Source organism: Psychroserpens citreus, assembly GCF_055686305.1.
Genome location: NZ_CM145999.1, coordinates 518,641 through 538,973 on the forward strand (window position 1 = coordinate 518,641; position 20,333 = coordinate 538,973).

Annotated in this window: 18 protein-coding genes; all 18 read right to left on the reverse strand. The window is 30.9% G+C overall.

Annotated elements, in window-relative coordinates:
- Positions 1-34: 34 nt before the first annotated feature.
- The gene (locus ACTU6T_RS02475) at positions 35-1,057 is read right to left on the reverse strand and encodes a glycosyltransferase family 4 protein (protein ID WP_460219684.1); all 1,023 of its coding nucleotides are present in this window, start codon (positions 1,055-1,057) and stop codon (positions 35-37) included.
- The gene (locus ACTU6T_RS02480) at positions 1,014-2,372 is read right to left on the reverse strand and encodes an O-antigen ligase family protein (RefSeq protein WP_460219685.1); all 1,359 of its coding nucleotides are present in this window, start codon (positions 2,370-2,372) and stop codon (positions 1,014-1,016) included. Before ACTU6T_RS02480 ends, ACTU6T_RS02475 begins: the two co-directional genes overlap by 44 nt.
- 90 nt (positions 2,373-2,462) lie before the next feature.
- The gene (locus tag ACTU6T_RS02485) at positions 2,463-3,263 is read right to left on the reverse strand and encodes a transglutaminase-like domain-containing protein (RefSeq protein ID WP_460219686.1); all 801 of its coding nucleotides are present in this window, start codon (positions 3,261-3,263) and stop codon (positions 2,463-2,465) included.
- Between the two features lie 73 nt (positions 3,264-3,336).
- Positions 3,337-4,032 (reverse strand): TylF/MycF/NovP-related O-methyltransferase, encoded by a 696-nt coding sequence (locus ACTU6T_RS02490; RefSeq protein WP_460219687.1) that lies wholly within the window; start codon positions 4,030-4,032, stop codon positions 3,337-3,339.
- A 22-nt stretch (positions 4,033-4,054) separates the two neighbouring features.
- Entirely contained in the window at positions 4,055-4,519 is a 465-nt protein-coding gene (locus ACTU6T_RS02495) for a GNAT family N-acetyltransferase (protein WP_460219688.1), read from the reverse strand.
- On the reverse strand, positions 4,519-5,592 hold the full coding sequence (locus ACTU6T_RS02500) for a lipid II:glycine glycyltransferase FemX (protein WP_460219689.1): 1,074 nt from the start codon (positions 5,590-5,592) through the stop codon (positions 4,519-4,521). Before ACTU6T_RS02500 ends, ACTU6T_RS02495 begins: the two co-directional genes overlap by 1 nt.
- Positions 5,592-7,196 (reverse strand): hypothetical protein, encoded by a 1,605-nt coding sequence (locus ACTU6T_RS02505; RefSeq protein ID WP_460219690.1) that lies wholly within the window; start codon positions 7,194-7,196, stop codon positions 5,592-5,594. The genes ACTU6T_RS02500 and ACTU6T_RS02505 overlap by 1 nt, the downstream gene beginning before the upstream one ends.
- Before the next feature lie 180 nt (positions 7,197-7,376).
- A complete protein-coding gene (locus ACTU6T_RS02510; protein WP_460219691.1) occupies positions 7,377-8,501 on the reverse strand; it encodes a glycosyltransferase in 1,125 nt (374 codons plus the stop codon).
- Positions 8,498-9,598 carry a glycosyltransferase family 4 protein gene (locus ACTU6T_RS02515; protein WP_460219692.1) on the reverse strand — a complete coding sequence of 367 codons (1,101 nt, stop codon included), beginning with the start codon at positions 9,596-9,598 and terminating at the stop codon, positions 8,498-8,500. The genes ACTU6T_RS02510 and ACTU6T_RS02515 overlap by 4 nt, the downstream gene beginning before the upstream one ends.
- Entirely contained in the window at positions 9,595-10,920 is a 1,326-nt protein-coding gene (locus ACTU6T_RS02520; RefSeq protein WP_460219693.1) for a glycosyltransferase family 2 protein, read from the reverse strand. The genes ACTU6T_RS02515 and ACTU6T_RS02520 overlap by 4 nt, the downstream gene beginning before the upstream one ends.
- Positions 10,920-11,753 (reverse strand): FkbM family methyltransferase, encoded by an 834-nt coding sequence (locus ACTU6T_RS02525; RefSeq protein ID WP_460219694.1) that lies wholly within the window; start codon positions 11,751-11,753, stop codon positions 10,920-10,922. Before ACTU6T_RS02525 ends, ACTU6T_RS02520 begins: the two co-directional genes overlap by 1 nt.
- A gap of 110 nt (positions 11,754-11,863) precedes the next feature.
- On the reverse strand, positions 11,864-13,039 hold the full coding sequence (locus ACTU6T_RS02530; RefSeq protein WP_460219695.1) for a glycosyltransferase family 4 protein: 1,176 nt from the start codon (positions 13,037-13,039) through the stop codon (positions 11,864-11,866).
- Positions 13,036-14,217: a glycosyltransferase family 4 protein gene (locus ACTU6T_RS02535; protein ID WP_460219696.1), complete on the reverse strand. Its 1,182-nt coding sequence runs from the start codon at positions 14,215-14,217 to the stop codon at positions 13,036-13,038. Before ACTU6T_RS02535 ends, ACTU6T_RS02530 begins: the two co-directional genes overlap by 4 nt.
- A gap of 48 nt (positions 14,218-14,265) precedes the next feature.
- Complete coding sequence (locus ACTU6T_RS02540) at positions 14,266-15,378, reverse strand: glycosyltransferase (protein WP_460219697.1); 1,113 nt, start codon at positions 15,376-15,378, stop codon at positions 14,266-14,268.
- Positions 15,379-15,402: 24 nt separating this feature from the next.
- The gene (locus ACTU6T_RS02545) at positions 15,403-16,803 is read right to left on the reverse strand and encodes an asparagine synthase-related protein (RefSeq protein ID WP_460219698.1); all 1,401 of its coding nucleotides are present in this window, start codon (positions 16,801-16,803) and stop codon (positions 15,403-15,405) included.
- A gap of 102 nt (positions 16,804-16,905) precedes the next feature.
- Positions 16,906-17,841, reverse strand: a complete 936-nt coding sequence (locus ACTU6T_RS02550; protein ID WP_460219699.1) for a glycosyltransferase family 2 protein — start codon at positions 17,839-17,841, stop codon at positions 16,906-16,908.
- A gap of 51 nt (positions 17,842-17,892) precedes the next feature.
- Entirely contained in the window at positions 17,893-18,705 is an 813-nt protein-coding gene (locus ACTU6T_RS02555; RefSeq protein ID WP_460219700.1) for a hypothetical protein, read from the reverse strand.
- 76 nt (positions 18,706-18,781) lie between these two features.
- On the reverse strand, positions 18,782-20,185 hold the full coding sequence (locus ACTU6T_RS02560; RefSeq protein WP_460219701.1) for an asparagine synthetase B family protein: 1,404 nt from the start codon (positions 20,183-20,185) through the stop codon (positions 18,782-18,784).
- Positions 20,186-20,333: the final 148 nt, after the last annotated feature.

Here is a 20,333-nt window from a genome sequence, read left to right on the forward strand (position 1 = left end):
GGTTAAGAATCCTGTAAAGATAATAAGTTATAAGTTAACAATTATCCATAGCTAAGACTTTAAACCAGAGTTTTTTTATTTCTTTCCAATCAAACTCTAAGACTTTTTCTCTGGCATTTCTTATTATAATTTGACGATTTAGTTCTTCATTAAGTACTTTAACAATAGCTTTGGCCATCTCATTAGCATTATTGGATTCTACTAAAAACCCATCTTTCTTATCTGTAATTAAGTATGGTATTCCTCCAACATTTGTTGAAACCACTGGCAAACCTAAACTCATGGCTTCAATAACACTCAAAGGCATATTATCGATAGTTGTTGTATTGATAAAAATGTTGTAATCTTTTGACAATTCAACCCATTGTTGTTTACTCAACTTGCCAGTAAACTTAACATCAACATTCAAAGTTTGAGCTAATTCTTTAACTTCATTAAGACTTCCATCACTATCTGGTCCTACCATGCATAAGGTAGCATTAGGGTAATTCTCTTTAACTAATTTAAAAACTTTTACCGCAAGAGAAGGATTATATATACTTGAGAATGACCTTACCCATAGAAGATGCGGCGTTTCAAAAGATTTATTTACTAACGGATAATTCTCAATTTCCAAAGTATTAGGAATACAAACCATGTTTTTAAATCCGAAATCTTCAAAAATTTGTTGTATATAATGAGATGGAGCTATATTATAGTAAGCATTTCCAAACAAATGTTTAGATTGATTAGGATTTGATTTTAATCGGCTAGGTAAATTACCACCATGCAAAATAGGCACATAAGGTAGTCTTAAGAGTCTACAAATTTTAGCTATAATTCGTGCATATATAAAATTTTGAGTGCTATAAGTATCTATTAATACAATATCAACTTTTTTAAATAACACTAAACAAGACCAAATCATGTCTAGCATTCTCATAATTTTATTAGAATAAGAAGACGCATAATAAAGCTCATACCCTTCCTGTTCTAACAAGCCTCCTAAAACTTGTATTCCAGATAAATTAGAGTTATGACTTCTTAAATTGTTTCCTATGTAAAGGATTTTTTTCATTAACTATTTTTAAAAGCCCTAATGCATATACAAATGCTGGCGCTGCTATCCTCATTGAAGAGTGATTTATAGTGGCAAACCAAAAAGCCATAAATGCATAAAAGTAATAATTTTGCCTATTTTTAGTTCGTAAATCAAGTGGTTTAAAAATAAGTATTAACAAAATCACAACTCCCAAAATACCATGTTCAGCTAATGTTCGGCTCACCTCATTGTGAGAGGTTACACCTTGGCCTTCTTCTTCAATACGTCTATCTTTTGCACGACTCGAACCAATTCCAAAAAACGGGTTGCTAATAAAACCTTCAATTTCCCCTAGAAATAAATCAGTTCGACCAGTGGTAATATCTTTTTTCTTGATTCCACTCGCATTTTGATTTGCATAGCGCTTTTCTGTAAGCCCATTTGTTTCATTAGAACTCACAAACCAAGCTATTGCTAATGCCCCAACAAATAGCACAAAAACACTAATGATTTTATTTCTAATCTTAGGTTTTGCCTGTGCAAAATAGTATATCAAAAATATTCCAATACACATTAACGCAGCCACCACACCTCCTCTACTTAGAGTTGCTACTGCTCGATAGGAGATAAAGACCAAAAGTAGAACATTTAACAACTTTATACCGATGGTAGCAGAATTTAAAAACAATCGAATCGCAACTATAAACATTCCAAGACCTAGAGCTGTTGCAACTTGATTTGAACCAAATCCTCCAGCGGCTTCTCGATTTGATGCCGTACTTCTTAATATATCCTGTAGGTTTGGTGCATAAAAATACACGTATACCGTATGGGCTATAATAGGAAGCAACATAAATAATAAGATTTTTGAAATCTGATTAAACGTTATCTTCTTTTCATAACAGAATAATGCTGATAAACCCAAACATAATGGACCGCTCAATACGAATGCAATATTAGTTCTAAAGTTAGCATCAAAACTTAGTGTAGTTGAAGCCACGAATATTGAAGGAATTAAAAGCATTAAATATATAAAATAAGGGTAGGATTTACCTGAAATTCCTTTATAGAACATTCCCATCAATATAAAAAGAATTACTAAGTATTTTCCAGCTTCATAAGAGATAGCTCCACGTGTTGTTCTAAAAAAAACTTCAGCACCAACAAAATAAGCACAGGCTTTTAAAATCTCAAAAGTCCTATTTTTGTCTCCAATTAAGATTATTCTATACATAAAAAATGTAAAAGCCAAAGCAAAATAAACCTTAGACAAACTTTCATTAAGATAGATTATTAATCCAATAGCGACATGAAGCCCAACGGCAATAGGATATGTGATATTGGTTTTCACTTTCTAATTATAATGATGAAGGAATTACGCTATTAATTCAATAAATATCTTAAATTTATTTTTAGATGAAATCATTATTACTGTATTATTTTAGAAGATTTCTTTATAATCATTTAACGGAAATCTATAATGGTAGCTTTTATTTAAAACATACAGCATAAAGTGAATAATAAACACCGGTAAATATGGTCTTGTGTAATTCAAAAACTTGTCATAAGTTTTATTAGAATAATTACATATTAAAAAAGGGACCGTTTTTGGGTTTAAATAATTTCTTTGAACACTCGATTCATACATACTTCCAGAATTCACAAATGCTTTATAAGTTACATCCTCGCCTTTCCGGAATAGCTGATATAATTCAATAACTGATAGCGGTTGATTATTATGATAAAACATTATACCGTATGACACATCTATTAGCACCCATTTTTGCCATTCTTTAATGTAAACTTCATTAAATGAATGTCCACCAAATTCTTTTTCATAAGGTGCTCTAGTAGAACCCCATTCTCTGACTTTGATATCATTAATTACACAAAAATTATTAAACACTTGAGCCATGTCACTACAAACACCTCCTTTACCTTCGAGCATCACTCGAAGAGCTTCTTCAGACGGAAAACTCAAACCTGGTCCACCTTTAACATTTATCCCAAGCCAATCTACTAAAGATTTTACAAGTTCAAACTCAGAGGACGGGCGATCATTTGAAAAAATCAAATTATTAACCTCAAAAAAGTATTTAGGTATTTCATCTTTCCTATTTATATTATTGTAGGAATATGCATTAATCTCACTAACACTTGAATTTTTGGAAAGCAATTTAAATCGGGATCGGTATAAAAAAGGATGCCGTTTAAATGTCCAAAGTATCTTCTTAAAAATCATCAACAAAAATTAAATCAATAGCAAGTGTTAAAAATATGTAAAAAAAATGTCTTAATACTAATAAATCAGAGCTTTAAATAATTCTCACTGCTACATGAGCATAATAGCTTTTAGCAGTTTTACTACTTGCAATCACTTCAAATTTAACATCATAAGCAAGACAATAATCTTCAAAGGCTCTAAATTCATGTAAAACACTAGAGAATTCATCAAAAATAATTATTGACCCTTTCTTTAAATGTTTATGCATTTGAGTTAAAACAAACAAAGTAGATGAATATAAATCTGCATCAATATTTACAATTAATACATTATTAGAATCATAGGATTCTAAAAACCCTGGTAACGTATCTTGAAATAATCCTTTATAAAAAGAAACCCTTGTATCGTCAATATTTGGCGTCTCTCCTTTGGTATCAAAAAAACCTTTTTTAAGGCCTCCAGTAAAGTTATCCCAACTCTCAGGCAAACCACTAAATGTGTCGAAACCAAAAAACTTTGACAATACATTAGTATTTAATGTTGACCAATACTTTATACTTGCTCCTTCAAACACACCAAATTCGCAATAGGTTATAGCCTCATTATCAATTGCTTTATTAATATAGGCATAAAGTCGGTTTCTACTTTTTACAGTGGCGCCATGTCGTCCATAATTTTTGTGAAACTCCTCAAGTTTAGGAAGCCAAAACAAATAGCGAAACCTATCAGAATTCACAAGAATTTTAGATAAAAATATTTTAAATTTAGTTGTTAGTTTAGAGTTCATAAATAGTTATGATAGTTATATTTCAAAAGTGAGTTATTTGTTTTTTTAAATAAAACCAGAGCCATCTTGATCCTTTAATGGCTACAAATTTACTAAAGCCAGCTTTTTCAATCCCTTTTATTGAACTTATATTTTTTTGATTCACTATTATAAATATTTCTTTAAGTCCTTTGCTTAAATTTTCAGAAGCAATTGAATTGATCACATAAGGGTATATGGATTGCCCGCGATAGGCTTTATGAGTAAAACAATCACCTATTACTGGGCCTTTTCTTTTCAATAATCTAAGTAAATAAACCGAATCATACAAATAACTTGCATGCACTAAAGTATTGTTATTTATTATGCTGTAGTACCATTTATTTTTTAAACGTGATTTCTTTATATCATAAGAAAAGTCTGGTAAATCAAATTTAACTTGATGCTCAATTTTGTAAACAAAAACATCAATATCAACAATTCTAAACCTTTTTAAAATTTTATTCATTATTTAATACGAGCCAATAATTTGGATATTTGAGCCTTATACGGTTTAAGATACTTATTAAAAACAGCATACAACTTGTAATATAATGGTTTTAATATAATATGATAGTGAGGTGTTTCAAAATGTATTGCTTCTGCACCAAATTTTGTTTTAAACTCTTGAACACCTTGAGAACCACCCATAGAAATATTGTAGCCTTGTAAACCAAGTTCGAAAGATTTTTTAATCATTTCCCACTGCAACATATACCCTAACTTAATATCTGGCTTTTCTCTAAAAACACCTCCCGTGATATTCGTAATGTAGCCTTCATTGCTCACAAAAAAAGCAGCAGCTTTAATAGTTCCCTCAACTTCAGAAGTTATAAAAAAAGCATGTCCTTTAGCTATTAATTGTTCAATTGTATCTTTAAATTCTTTAAATGCGCGCACATTGTAATTTCCTTGCTTAGCATTTTCTTCAATAACTTGATAACCTTGTTCTATTTCATTGATATCGGTTACAAAATTTATTTGTGCATTTTTATTGTAAGGCATCCTGATATTTCTCCTAACTTTTGGTGTCAAATGATTTAAAAACGATTCAGCATTATCAAACCTAGATAAATCAACCCAATTTATACCATAAGATGAATACACGTAAGAGAAATGCTTACCAGGTTGCATTATTTTGCTAAGGACATCAGCAACTTCGTTTGGATAAACATACTTACTTACTTTTTCATTTGAAGAAATAGGCATACTCAATTGCATATAACAAGCACCTATTGATTTAGCATGACTTTTAATATCTACTATATGTTCTTTCAAAAAGGATTCGCACCCATAATTATAAATAGGTCCATGAGGAATAATATAAAACTTAAAGGCTAAAAATTTTGGAATCACTGCGCCATATCCTCCCATAATCTTGTCATTCTCGAGAATGAGACCAATCTCATAATCAAAACCATAAGATTTATAAGATTTTAGCCAATCAGAAAGCATAAGATGACTCCCTTTATCGTTTTTAGACACAAATTGATCCCACTTTTGAATCCAACTTTCTTCTTGTGTAAAAATATAGTTCTTCATTACACTTTTCTAAATTCTAATTGATTCTCGTCTATGATTGTTATTTCTCCCTTTATGTTACAATTAAATCTTACCTCACTTAATTTTTGTAATTGACTAATTAATTGCTTTAAAGTTGGATTCCATATATCGTTAGAAGCAATTTTCTTTGATAAATAGAAAAAATTATCATCAACTTGTTTATCTATTTTATGTTTACTTCCAAACAACTTCCCATGATGATAATTCATAGGAGCTGAAAAATATGTATGCGCAATAAACAACCCTCTTTCTTTTATAAAAATATCTAAATTAACTGGGCTAAGACCGTTTTTAAAATCAACCATTTCTATGGTTTGAAATACAGTAAATGTATTACCTGAGATGTTTTGCTTAAAAGTAACCGGAGCATATCTTGCCAAAGGGTAAACTTCATGTTTTTTTTGCTTCCAAAAGAAAAAGATGGGTAACAACAACTTAGTTAGTTTAAATAAGTTGATAATAACTCCAAAATGTTTTTTTACAGGTTTCTTAGCACTTAAGTCTTTAAAATAGCTAGCTAATTCCCTATAAAGCTTTAAACTATCATCAGAATTATAGTAATGAAAAATGATGTTCTTTATAAGTAAAGGAAGTAATTTCTTTGCTTTTAAATGTTTAATGCCTTTATAATACGTCCCTAAAGTAAATTGATTTGAATTTAATTGGTTAATAACTCCTTGTACAACAGTACCAGAATCTATATAATTCCAAAATGTTTTAATCTTTTTTTCTTTCAATAGTTCGCTATAATTTTCCTTTATACGTTCATGATTTTGGTATAAAGACGTATTGTAAGGCTGAAAACCATGATCTATCCACGAACTAATCCCATCTAAAGGTGGACAAAATGCTTCAAAATCATCAAAACCTTCATTTAAAGGTTTTATAGATTGTGATATGGAGTGATAAGCCAATTCATGACCTTCCTCAAGCCACTTTTTTAGCTCTTCGCTATGTAACTTAAAAGATGCAGTATCTGATCGCTTCGAAAAATCATTTAGAAAAAAACCTTTGGTAATCTTTATTTGATACTTATTAAAAAACTGTCGTTGCTGTTTCAAATTAGTCAAGGTGTCAAAATCGCAATGGTCGGTAAAACAGGCAATAGATGAAAACGGAATTTTGGATCTACTAATTTCTATGCCATGATTATTCGGAAACATTAAAGCTAGGGGCTGTATTGCTTTAATTTTAGATTGTGCTTCAACTATATATTTTGAATACTGCGAATCATACTTTGCAATAGGACTAGATTTAGAAGGATTAAAATGCCAAAATAAAATCTTAGGTGTCTTAGCATTAACTTCCCAAACCCCAATATGTTGATTAGCTTGTATAAGTTGATCATTTTGTAGTTTAATTATTTTTGGAGAATACCAATTAGAATATTGAATTTTCATCAATGGCATCCAAGTATAATCATGATTCCTAAATTGAAAAATTGGAAGTTCAAATTCAATTTTCAAGGTTGCAGAAAACTCATCTATAAAATTAGAATCAAGTTCAATTTGATGCTGATGAACTTGAACAAAGTTAAGCTCTTGTTCTAAATTCTCTCTTATGAGTTTTATTGATTTAATCATAAAATGGCAACCGATTCAATTCTCAATCTATTAGCTGTAATATGTAACAGCAATTATTCTTAATTGAGTTGAGAACAAATTACGAGAAAAAGTTAAAAGTATTAAAACTAACTGGGAGATACTTTTAGTAATCATTAAAAAAATACAATGTTTAGATAAAAATGAATTTCAAAGGTAGAGCTAAAGTATTTCAGTTTTAATACGTTCATTATAATAAGCATAGCTAAACCTAGTTACCTCATCCTCATCACAATTAATTAAGCTCTTATATTCAGCTTCTGATATACTTAAAAAGTTATGAAGTACCTTAGAAACCGTTTGAGCATTCAAAGTTTCAATTAAAAATCCATTTTCATTTTCTTTAATGTAATGACCTATTGATGACACATTAGAGACAATAGGCACACAACCATAATTCATGGCTTCAGAAATCACTTTTGGAAACCCTTCGGATGCTGAGGGTAATATTATAGCATGACATTTTTTATAAATTTCATGAACAGCATGTCTTGGCAAATAACCATGAAAAATTAATGGCAGTTTCTTTTCAACTGCTTTCTTCTTATAATTTCCAATTCTAGGGCCATCACCAACAACATGTACTTTTTGAATTTTTGACAGCTCATCAGCATTAAAACTTTCAAGCGCATCAATAATTAAATCTAAGCCTTTAGCAGTTTCAAGCCTGCCAACAAAACATAATTGAGTATCTCTTTTAAAGACTTTATTTGCTACGATTGAACGACCATTTTTAATTTCATTCTGCGTTAAGCAGGGATTTTCAAAACTTAAACGCTGTTTAGGTTGACTTTCCCAAAAACCATTAATAGTAACCTTTCTATTCTGATGCATAAGTAGCCAACGCTGAAAACGATAAGTGATTGGAGCCTGTTCTTGTTTCCAATTTCCAGCATATTTAAACCATCCACTTTTTTTACTGAAATATATTAAATATGGAATAACATAAACCCCTATTCCTGTTGGTGCTCTAAACTGAAAATAATCGGTTTTGCACATCGCATTCCGTATCGTTTTTATGATGCGTGGAGCATTTTTTATAATTAAAAGTTTATCAATAACCTTAGTACCTCCAACCGCAGGTAAAGGAACAAATTCTATATATTCTGAAGCATAAGGTAAAGTGTTTGGCGGTGGAGCTCCAGCATGCAACATTGCTATATGGATGACTTTATCAAAAACCTCCAATAAATGATTAATTTCTGTAACAGTAGAACCCAACCCAACAATAGTACCATCTGGTTGATTATAATGTTCTGTATGAGAAATTATGGTTAAGGTTTTCATGATATTAAAGTAATGTAACGTTTTATTATCTCATTCCAATCATGTTGTTTTGCCCATTCAAGAGCATTATTCTCAAATACATGTTGATTATCTAATATTTGATCAATACTGGTTTTAAAGTCTTCTTGATTTTGACTATCAATTAAAAACCCTGTAACTCCATTATCAATAGCGTCTTCTATACCACAATTTACAGATCCAATTGCTGGGATTCCAATGGCATTTGCTTCTAATATAGCAATACCGAAACCTTCTACATCTCCAGTTGGACTCTCTTGACTTAACATTACAAAAACATTAGTATTAGCAAGAACATTTTTTAAATCTTCATTGCTTAGCACACCATGAAAGGTAATATGTGATGCTACATTAAGGCGTTTTGCTTCAGCAAGACAATCATCCATAGTTCCAAGCAATCCAACACAATGGTAATGTACTTCGGGATATGCTTTGAGTAAATGCGGCAATAATCTTATCACTTGCAATTGTCCTTTTCTAATACTCACACGCCCCACAGTAGTTAGTACTGGATATCCTTTAAGTTTTAATTTTGTTGAAGGCATTGTCCATGAACTTATAGCAATGCCATTAGGTATAACTACAACATCCTTTTTTAGATGAGAGACTAATTGCTTTGTGTAGTTAGACACAGCAACAATACGTTTAAACCGCTTAAGCGATTTATTTATCATAGATCTAACAATTGGTGATTTAAAATTAACTTCTGTTCCATGAATTATAGCCAAATTTGGCAGTTTATAAAACGTATTACATAGCGCCACATTCCAAAGCGAAAATTTACCAGTTGCCATAATGACATCCGTTTTTTTCATTATTCGCATTGTTTTTATAATTCTATCAACATACATCAATACTCTTAACTTGCGCATTTGAATCCTTTTGACTGAAAATGGTAAGTTCGCATCAAAATCATGTTCAGAATCATTAGAAAATTCACGTTGATCAGCAATTACTGTAACTTTAAAGTCGTTTTGTGATAAACTTAATGCCAAATGATAAGCGTGATTTCCTATACCACCTGGCTGCGGAGGAAACTCGGAGGTTACAATAACAATATGTTTACAACTATTATTCATTCCAAGTCATTAATTATTGGTCCTTCATTTATTTTTTTACTAGCAAGACTCCAAGATTTAAAAACTTGGTATACAATGAATGGGAAAATTAATATTGTCAATAAAACCCCAATCACTAGTAAAGGTTTATTCTTTTTAAACTGGTAAGGAATAATAGATATTGGTACAGTACGCAACATTGCATACCTTGATGCTCTATTTCCAAAATATCTTCTAAAAAAATACAATACACTTGGTATAGGTCTTGGTGCTAAAAAACTTGAAGGTCTAAATGCATCCCAGCTCCCCATTTCTCTTAAACCACCTGTTGCCGCTTTCACATCTACACATGAAGCAAATGGATTAGAAATACTTTTTACACCTTTTAAATAATTACGTAACCCAAATTCTCCATCTCCCATCCGTTGTTTCTCAAATTGTCTATCAAATAACCCTACGCTTTGGAAGACTTTTTTATAAAGCATAGCATTGCCAGTAGCAAATTGAGACGCCACAGCAAAAAAGGATCGTTCTTTCGGAATTTGTTGCCCATCTGGATAAAATACTCCGGCTGAAATTTCAGCGTTAAAAAAATCGAGACATTTTAGATGTGAGCTTATCCAATCAGGTTCAATTCTAACATCATCTTCAGACAATGCTACAAAATCACCTTTCGATCTTTTTATTGCATTATTTCTAGCCAACCATAAGGCTTTTTCCTCTTGTTGAACTATTTGAAAATTAAGACTAAAAGCATTATAAAATTCTGGATTAAAATTATCAGATTGGTCCACCACTATAACCTCAAAATTTGAATAATCCTGTGCCTCTAAATCCTTTAATACATCTTTTAAATAATGATATCTATTTAAAGTTGGTATAATTACACTCACTTTAAGTTTTTGCATTACTAAAGGTGACTGAAAAGTTTCCCATTGTTCATAAACTATGGGTTCATTAATGCTAGTAGATCTTTTTACATGTCTAGTTTTAAACCAATTGGTAATTTCTTTAAAAGGGTTATGAAATGTAACTAACCGTATTATTAAAACATATAACACCCAAGCTGGATGAAAATATTTTCGAATAAAATGATAATTATCAAAAAGAGTCACATTTTTAAAACTTTCATAGGTAGGAGCTACACCAATATATCCTTTATAAATAGCCTGCCATGACAAATCATATTCTTGTGCCTCATGAGTTTTAAATGAATAATCTACTGAAAGTTGAGCTTTAATATCATCAGGTAAACTTTCAATTATTGGATATATATATTTGCCATTAATTTTAAGTTGAAAATAATGGGTAGGTTGCAAATATTTTAAAAATTCAAAAATCATTACACATAATCAGGTAGTTCGGCATATTGAGAAATACCTTTTAAATAATCAGGATATAACTTTTCTTCTGGCATGAGAAGTAAATGACACTTACCACGATTTTTTATTATTTCAGCATTTGTAAGTTCTTTTCCAGATTTAAGATACCAAACCTTATAACCTTGATTTTTACACCAATCTATCATAAATTGACCAGATGCTTCCATACCTAAATCGGGAATATCATGCATTTCAATAAAAAAAGAGCACTTTGTATCATGAGCAAATTTTCTTGCCGCATCCATCACTAACAATTCAGCTCCTTCAACATCAATTTTTACTATATCAGGATATAAATCATAATATTCATACAAATAATCTAAAGTTACAGTTTTGACATTAATAAACGCATTTAAAGATGCAGCCGTTTGAGCATGCGAAGCATGCATACTACCAGCAGCTCCTGACCCTACAGTATAAAACTTCACATTATCATCTACCTTGTCACCTACAAAAGCGGCCAAATATTGAACTTTATTTCCAATGCCATTCTGAATTAAATTTTGAGCAGCCACTTGAAGTGCCTTCGGGTTTGGATCTACTAAAACCATACGCCGATTTGGATTTTGAATCAATGCTAACAAAGAAGTATATCCAACATTACATCCAATGTCAAATATAGTATTATGGTGTTTTGCTAAGTAAAACCACCATGCATCATCTTGATCTACTTTATCTCTAATAGTCCCAGGAACTACTTTTAAAGAAACACCAATTAACTCTTTGGATATCAATTTTTGCTCTTGGGTTATAAGTTTGCGAATAATTGTCCTAAGTTTATTTTTTAAGCGCATTAAAATTCAGTTTATGTCAATTTCAATGAAGCGAAAATAGTCAATTAATGACTATTTATAGACTAGAAAGGTCTACAAAATGTATGGCACATAAAAGAACAAACAGAATTTCACAGATAATCTTCATAAAAAGCAATAAACTCCTTCTCTTGCTTAGTTAAATTAAACTCCTTTTGAATCCGTGATATTGCAAAAGTTTTAATCTCATTTTTTTTAGCCTCAGATAAGTTTATAACTTCAAACAGTTTGCTTGCTAAAGCAATAGGGTTTCGTTTAGGAACCACCCAGCCCGATTGCTTGTCTTGAATATTTTCAGATAAGCCTTCAGCATTAGAAACCACACACATTAAACCCATGGCTTGAGCTTCTAAAACAGCATTACAAAAGCCTTCCTGAACACTATATTGAATATAGATATCCGATTTAGTTAGCTCATCCTTTACACTTTCGTGTTTAAGCTTCCCCATGAATATGATTTCATTTTGCAAATTATATTGATAAGCTGCAAACTTTAAAGCTTCTTCTTCTATACCTGTACCGATAATTCGGTATTGAAAATTAACACCTTTTTGCTTCAATAATGACAGTGCTTCTATGGTATAATGTAGCCCTTTCTTCCAATGCAATCTAGCTACTGAAATAAGTTGTATTGGCATTTTTTTTAAGGTGTGATTGCTGGTAGAACTAAAGTATGCTGTATTTATTGCTGGTGTGATTTTGATAACTGGAGCTTGATCATTAAATCCATTCTGATATAATAATTCAGAGATATCATCAGATATGACATGTATTTTATCAACTTTGTCCCAAATATTACGATAACAATTTGGATATTTCACCGGATAAACTCCAATATCGAAGCCCCTAAAACTAACGGCCATTTTTGCGGAAATAGATTCAGCAAGGTTTTCACCACCTATAGCCAATGTACCAAATCCAAAATGCAACCAATCTAGTTGTATTTTAAAAATTGGTGCATAATTATAAATACGTTTTAATAATCTTAACCAAGAAACACCATCTTTTCTTTCTAGTTTAATGAATTTTAAAACCGGTTTTAAATAAGGTATCAAGCTCAAATAAACTCTTAATAACATGAATAATTGTATAAAAGTAGAAGTGTGTAGTTTAGGAAACAAAACAACTTGACATGCACTAAAATTTTTAGAATTATCTGCACAAAACACACACACATTATGTCCAGAGTTTTGAAGTCCTTTTATTTTAGAGAAGAAAAAAGTTTCTGAATACCCTGGAGCCGAAGCTAAAACCAATCCAATTTTCATAGCCTCATAAATTTTAGATTGGTATACAAATTTTGCATTTGTTCTACCATTAAGTTTTCATTATGGTGTTTTTCGATATAAGCTCTTGCTTCTTTTGTTATCTCCCGATAACTTGTTGCAGACAATTGCGATACTTTTTTAATAGCTTCAAAGGCAGATTGTACATCCCTATTTGGTATTAAAAACCCCGTTTTATTTGGTATTACAACTTCAGCCATCCCACCACAATCAGTACTAATCACTAATGTCCCAAGAGCCATAGCTTCAAGCACAACATTTGCAATTCCTTCTTCTACACTAGGAAGCAGCATAACATCAGCACGTTTAATAGCGGATTGCACCTCTTCAAAAGGCAAAGCATCCACAAAGCTTATTTCAGAAATTAAGTCTAATTGTGCTCTTTGATAAATTAGTGGTTCACTTTGATCTGTTCCAATTATAGTATAATGGAATGCAATACCATTTTGTTTAAGCTTAGACATCACATCTAAAGACATTGTATAGTTTTTTTTCCAGTGATCTCTACCAACAGATACAATATTGAGTAGCGAATTGCAATTAAATTCTTTTAATTCAAATTTGAATTCATCTAATTTTAAACCACTCTTTATTACTTTTATGTGCTTTAAAGGTGCATTGTATTTTGTTGCTTCTAAAGCAATTGCAGAAGATACCGCATGAAATGCAGCAACTTTTGGAAACCACTTCTTATATGTTGAAGCTAATTGCACATCGAGAATAGGCGAATAATTAATATGAGCTCCTCTCAAACTTACAACTAGGGCCATTCCAAAATCTTTTACCCAAATCCAATCATCAATACTTTTAGCCCATTGTATGTGAAATATATCTGGTTTATGATATAAAACCGGGTAATACTTAAGTCGTAAAAGGCGTTTATTTTTCTGTTTAGTACTAATAAAATTATCCAAAGTTTTACGCTCTTTGGGCTTAAAAAGGATAAGCAAAATAGTATACTTTAAAAGCACCCATAATTTATGCCACTTCTTTTTATGGTATATATAGTTCACATTTTTAGTTTTAGATAACTTTCCAGAATATGCTCCAAAAACATAAACTGATGTCCCACAAACAGCTAACCCTTTAACTAATCGTTCAATAAATGTGGTACTTTTAGTAACTCCTGTATATATGGCTACTTTTAGAGGTTTTTCCAAAACTTAATTTTAATAATCTTAAAGTTATAAATCTTTTAGCGACTTATGCTATTTAGAATCAGATAATTCCAAGTACAAAGCTTGATGACGACTTATAAAGTCTTTTATAGAGAATTCTTCAACTACACGTGCTCTCATTTGGGTTTCCATTTGCATTCGTTCTTTTATAGGCATATTGATTATTTTGTTGATTTTTTCAGCTAATTCTATAATATCATCGGCTTTGAACATATAATCTGGAAATACATTTAGAATATCTCTTATGCCATAAATATCAGAACCCAAAACAATTTTATTCATTGCCATAGCTTCTAATGGCGCATTAGGAATCCCCTCTCTTCGACCTTCATCTTTAGTTGGTATAACAAACAAATGAGATACACTAATATAAGGCCTCACATCCATTTGTTTTCCAAGGAATTTGACATAATTACAAGTACTGTAACGCGATTTTAAGCCCTGAGCGTAGTCGCTAGAATCCCCTCCAACAACAAGCACTTTAATATTCGTATTATTCAATACTTTTACTGCCTCAAGTAGTGTTTCTATCCCTTTTACTTCTACTAAATTTGCAACAGTTATAATTATAAAATCATCGGGTTTTATACCTAATTGCTCTTTTAAACTCTCAGAAGGTTGAATTGGTATATAGCGATTTACATCAATGGCTAATGGGAATCTTGTTATTTTATCAAGCATGCTTTCAAAATATAATTTCACCATATCTTCATTAACAACAATCACTTTAGAACTTAATTGTGAACGCCATTTCCAAAATCTATTTCCCCAGCCCATTGCTTTTTTTGTATACACATATGGAATTCCAGCTAACTTTGCTGCTAAAGGTTCTGATATATCAGAACTCCAATGCCATGAGTGAATAATATCAAATTTATTGGATTTAAAAAACTTTTTGATTTTCAATACTCGAAACAAAAATGTTGACCAAGGTCTGTAATGTGTAGTAAACGGAAATAAGTGAATCTTAACTCCAAGTGCTTCCACTTCCTTAAAAAATGGTCCTTTATCGTGAAAACAACATATTTCAGGTTCAAACATTGACTTATCTAATTTTTCAACTAAGTCATAAACTGATTTTACGCTACCAGAAGTGTTAAAATTTGGAATTGTATATAAAATTCTCTTTCGTTTATGTTTCATCTATTTAGCAACATATTAATTTGATCATTGGTAATTAAAATTTACAACGTCATATTTTTTTTTCCAGACAGATAAGGTTAGTAACATACTTACTGCATGAGAGCTAGCAACACTATCTCCATTTTTAAAATCATCATAACATGATTTTATTACCGCCTTAGGTATCCATTCTAAAAAACGATCATCAAATAAATAACGCTCCAAATGTTTAGCGTTATTGTTACCCAAAAATTGCAATTCCCAATTACGCTGCACATAAGGTTTTCCTATTAATTCTTGTGTTACTCTTTTGGCTTTATTAAAAATACGAAAAGGTAAATTATATGGCGATTTATTATTATGATAATTATTAAGATTAAACGGTCTATGAGCTTGCCAGGTAATTTTAGATAAACTACTATCCTGTCTTAGATGTGCAATCTGGAGTCGTCTATCTGCTAAAAACTCTTCAGGTACAGTACAAATGAATTCACACATACGATTATCATAATAGGGCATTGTTATTGGATGTGTAGCTTCAAATACAGATAAATTTGTTGTGGTCCATCTATGCGCCCACTGACTAGTTTTAAAAGCTCGAACCTTAGCACTTAGATTATCAATTTTAATCTCTGACAAAGCCGATTCTATTCGACAAATCAAATAGGTTTTAAAATCACCATTTAGTCCCCATACCTGCCATAACTGTTCAGCTAGTTTTAAGCCTTTGGGTTTAACCATTTTTTTTAATAAGTACGGAACAACATCAGACTCATTTTTACCTTGAGGAATGCCTCTATCAAAAAACACATCTCCCCAATGCCCCAATGAAAATACACCTTCCATATTCCTTAATTCATTGATTACAGCCATTTGACGTGGGTGAGTGAATTCTGAATAGCATGCATTAATTGTTGATAATTCGTCTATCGAATCCCATAAATATCCTTTTGCTATTTTGAAAGATTTAAAATCAAAATTACATGCGCTTGCAATTTGCTGAGCTAATTTATGTTCTGGATAACCATTTTGAAAGGCATAACTAAAAGCTTGAACTTGGTTTGGTAAGTTTTTTAATATTAATGCCTGACTTCTACTATCTAGCCCTCCCGATAGCGGCAAAATAACTCGTGAATCTCCTACCTGTTCTTTAATAATTCTAGTAAGCAATTCAACATATTCATCAAGAGCCATTTCAAAGGTAATGTCTCTTGGTTTATAATGCCATTTAAAATTAAACTCACTCTCTATTAGACATCCATTTGCATCTAAAACATGATTGTGCGCTGGGAGCAAGCAAATTATATCTTTCCAGAACGTATCATCATCCATGAAAAAACCTGTTGCTACATAAATGCAAATAGCTTCAAGGTTTAGTACATGTTCAGCTTGCAGTCTTTTTGCAAACTCTTGCTTATGAGGTAGAATTGTGGTCGCTATAGTCATGCTTAATAGTGGGACTAATATAACAAAATATCAGCCAACAGCTAGAGGTTTTTATAAACAAATCATTGATAAATTTTTTCATAAATCCAAGGCTCAAATACCTTATTGAGATTTAAAAAGGTATCTATTTATACGCAAAAACAATTGGCTCGAAAGGTATTTTGAAACATATAATTTCAATATCATAGCCCCAATGAAATAAGACCATATGTTTATATATCGTTTATCATAAAACAAAGTAAGATTACGCCTTACCAAATCAACATCTTCAAAGCTTTCAGAGCGCTCTAAATACTTAATACAGAAATAATAATAATTAGATAATAATGACAGTTGATGTGTAGTTAAATTTGACACATCTAACAACTCGGTAATGAACAAATAGACTGAATCGCAAACAGGCTTAACAAAACTCTTTCGCTCCCGAATTGGCTTAACACGATAATAAAAATCTATTGTATTATCTAGAACAGTATATTTAGAACTTTTCTGCAATGCTCTAATACTTAATTCTACATCTTGCAATCTTTTTAATTTAGGATTGAATCCTCCAATTTTATAAAAATAATGTCTATCCCATACTATGGACGTGACTAACCAAATAAATTGTGTTTTTAAAAAATAATCTAAATAATTTCCTGTTTTTTTGGGTAACGGTATTATCCCTTCATATTTATCATCTACAGCTATGTTTTTAAACACAGTAAATTCATTTACCTCTACTCGCCTATTTTCTACAAAATCATTAGTAATATAATCGTCAGCATCTAAAAAAACTAGAAGTTCATTTTGGGATGATTCTGCTCCTTTATTCCTGCATACCGAACCGTTAGTTTTAGTTGAATTACAAATAAGCTTAACTCGATTATCATTAATTTTCTCGTACCATTTTTTTACATTATTAAGCATAATACTCTCCGAAAAATCATCGACTATAATCCATTCCCATGCATCATTTGTTTGCTTGAGTAAACAATCATAAATCCTAACCAACCCTTGATATTCATTATAATGTGGTGTAATAATACTTAAAGTCATAATTATATACAGCTAGAATTATTTAATGCTTAAAAAATTTAGGTTTTCGAATTAAATTGATTTCCAAAAAAGTTGATTCAGTTTATAATGTTTTAATAATTTTAAAATCACCAACCGATCAATGGATTCGTTGTTATAAATGGACTTCTGATTCAATTCTGAAAATCCATCAACCGTATTTGCATATAAAAATTTATTATTAGTTATATCCGTCAATCGTTCTCCATCTTCAATTCCTTTTAACGCGATTTTAAATTCATAATCAATCGACGCACGAAAACTTTGTTTTAAATGTTTTAAATGGCTTTCAGATCTTTTTGATCTAATGAGAAACTTGTAATATATATCATCTGGCTTCTGAAAATAATCATGTATTCCTGCAACATATAAGGATATATCATTTCGCCACTTAAATCCAATATTTTCACATTTTTGCTTTACATATGTTTCAGGTCTCAAAGATTTCTTGTGTTCAGGAATAAATTGAAGTGCTTTTTTCAATAATTCAGTTCTGTAAACATGAAGCCCTCTAAATTTAGGTCTATCATAAAATTTATCCCATAAACGCAACCCAAAACCTAATTCAGTGTCGCTGAGCTTGGGTATTAACTTTCTTATTTTTTTTAATGCATCTTTCCTTAATAATATATCTGCATCAATAAATACAGTAAATGTCTTTTCTTGTTTCAACCCTAGTTCAAATCCGTGTTTTAATTTATCTTCAAAACACTCTTCTTCATCCAAAACATGTAAACAATCTTTAATTGTAATTTGTTTCTCTAGCTGCTTTAAAAGTATATGAGTTGTAGACTCGCCAGATGCTCTTACAATAATTGCTAATGATTTACTGAGGTTGTTTTGCATTAATTTACCTAACTGTTAGATTAAAAAATTTTCTTTTATAAGTACGACAAATGTATAGAAATTGACAATTATGTTTTCACCTTTTCGACTCAACCATTTCTAATATAATTTCCAATGATACTAATGCATCTATAGCTCTACTATGATCAATTTTTCTTTGGCCCAAACCTAAAAATTCTTGATTTAGAATAGTCATTCTATCATTATTAAGTATACGCCTCGACTTTAACCTTTCTAATTTTTCATTAACCAAATTAGCAACGTTATTATCTTGATTCATTAATTTATTTAAGGACAGATATTTTCGTCTCTTATTAGGTGTATCCCAATCACCAAAAACTTGTCTATAACGTTTTATTAAAGCCCTTTTTTTACCTTTTACTTCTAGACCTAAACCACCATTTCGATTACTTGGGAATCTCGATAAATATGGATATTGGTTTATAATTATATCACGTAAAAGACCTCTATTTGCTCGATACTTTTGCGGAAGTGAAAGAAAAAATCGCATGAGTTGTGGACTTGTAAACGGCAAAACATAACTCAAGTCACGATGAATCTTTGTTGGAGCTATTAAATGATGATGGTGTAAATAAATATCTAACGCATCAGTATTTACAGACTCAAAACCACGTACAATTTGTTCTAAGTCACTTCTATTCGGTTTTTCTCCAAGCATTGCTGTACTCAAACTTATGACCGAATTAATACGCTTATTAGTTTTCAAGAAATTTGTCAACGCATCATCAACAAAAGAATGTGGCAAATTAGAACCAGACAATGTTCCTCCTAACAAACCCATCCAAAGTGAGCCGTCAACTTCATCTACAATTTGTTTAACCCAATCTTTAGGCCAATGATCAAATAAAGGTACTGAGAAATCAGATGATTCTGCAAATGCTTTTAAACGCGGTTCGGTTATTTGATAATCATCAATATTCAAAGCATGATGCTTTATACCTAATTTTTTACTGATACGTATACCTGTTTCAAAATCATAACTCTTGGGAAAACCCCAAGTTAATGCCGTAATATTTTTAGCTTCAGTACACTCCAGCAATCCTCCAAGTATAATACGGCTATCAAGTCCAGAGGTAATTGGTAAGACAACGCTTTTTGTTTGGCTTTCATACAATTTATCAATAACTTGATTAAAAAGTTTACCGCCTTCAGAGATCAATTGTTCCTTAGATTTTCCTTCGTGAATCTTTGTATCTATTACATCTTCAAAATTATACGACTTGGTGAGTTTTAATTCTTTATTATTGACCAATGCTCTGGTATGAAAGTCTGTTATTACTTCTATATCTTCAAATAAAGTCATATTTCCAGGTATATAACCTAACTCTAAAAACCATCTCAATCCTTCCATTGACAATGGATTTTGATCGTAAACCTCTAGTAATGATCTACCATAAAGGCGTTTCTTTTTGTTATAAAAAAAACGCTGATAATTAGGTGTATCAAAATTAGTACTCATCGAGATTCATCTTTAATGGTAAATTTAAAATAATCTATGGCAAGACATAGTCTATTAGAAAAACTTTTATGTATTTACATATAAAATTCTCCAATTATGTATAAACTACTACATTTTATAATCAAAAAAAAACCAAATTTATATTATG

Bases quoted from the DNA above. Each gene is read 5' to 3' on its own strand.
- ACTU6T_RS02545 (WP_460219698.1), bottom strand. From the start codon at position 16,803: ATGACTATAGCGACCACAATTCTACCTCATAAGCAAGAGTTTGCAAAA.
- ACTU6T_RS02500 (WP_460219689.1), bottom strand. From the start codon at position 5,592: ATGAAGAACTATATTTTTACACAAGAAGAAAGTTGGATTCAAAAGTGG.
- ACTU6T_RS02555 (WP_460219700.1), bottom strand. From the start codon at position 18,705: ATGCAAAACAACCTCAGTAAATCATTAGCAATTATTGTAAGAGCATCT.
- ACTU6T_RS02490 (WP_460219687.1), bottom strand. From the start codon at position 4,032: ATGAACTCTAAACTAACAACTAAATTTAAAATATTTTTATCTAAAATT.
- ACTU6T_RS02485 (WP_460219686.1), bottom strand. From the start codon at position 3,263: ATGATTTTTAAGAAGATACTTTGGACATTTAAACGGCATCCTTTTTTA.
- ACTU6T_RS02550 (WP_460219699.1), bottom strand. From the start codon at position 17,841: ATGACTTTAAGTATTATTACACCACATTATAATGAATATCAAGGGTTG.
- ACTU6T_RS02560 (WP_460219701.1), bottom strand. From the start codon at position 20,185: ATGAGTACTAATTTTGATACACCTAATTATCAGCGTTTTTTTTATAAC.
- ACTU6T_RS02530 (WP_460219695.1), bottom strand. From the start codon at position 13,039: ATGAAAATTGGATTGGTTTTAGCTTCGGCTCCAGGGTATTCAGAAACT.
- ACTU6T_RS02520 (WP_460219693.1), bottom strand. From the start codon at position 10,920: ATGATTTTTGAATTTTTAAAATATTTGCAACCTACCCATTATTTTCAA.
- ACTU6T_RS02475 (WP_460219684.1), bottom strand. From the start codon at position 1,057: ATGAAAAAAATCCTTTACATAGGAAACAATTTAAGAAGTCATAACTCT.
- ACTU6T_RS02525 (WP_460219694.1), bottom strand. From the start codon at position 11,753: ATGCGCTTAAAAAATAAACTTAGGACAATTATTCGCAAACTTATAACC.
- ACTU6T_RS02510 (WP_460219691.1), bottom strand. From the start codon at position 8,501: ATGAAAACCTTAACCATAATTTCTCATACAGAACATTATAATCAACCA.
- ACTU6T_RS02495 (WP_460219688.1), bottom strand. From the start codon at position 4,519: ATGAATAAAATTTTAAAAAGGTTTAGAATTGTTGATATTGATGTTTTT.
- ACTU6T_RS02505 (WP_460219690.1), bottom strand. From the start codon at position 7,196: ATGATTAAATCAATAAAACTCATAAGAGAGAATTTAGAACAAGAGCTT.
- ACTU6T_RS02515 (WP_460219692.1), bottom strand. From the start codon at position 9,598: ATGAATAATAGTTGTAAACATATTGTTATTGTAACCTCCGAGTTTCCT.
- ACTU6T_RS02540 (WP_460219697.1), bottom strand. From the start codon at position 15,378: ATGAAACATAAACGAAAGAGAATTTTATATACAATTCCAAATTTTAAC.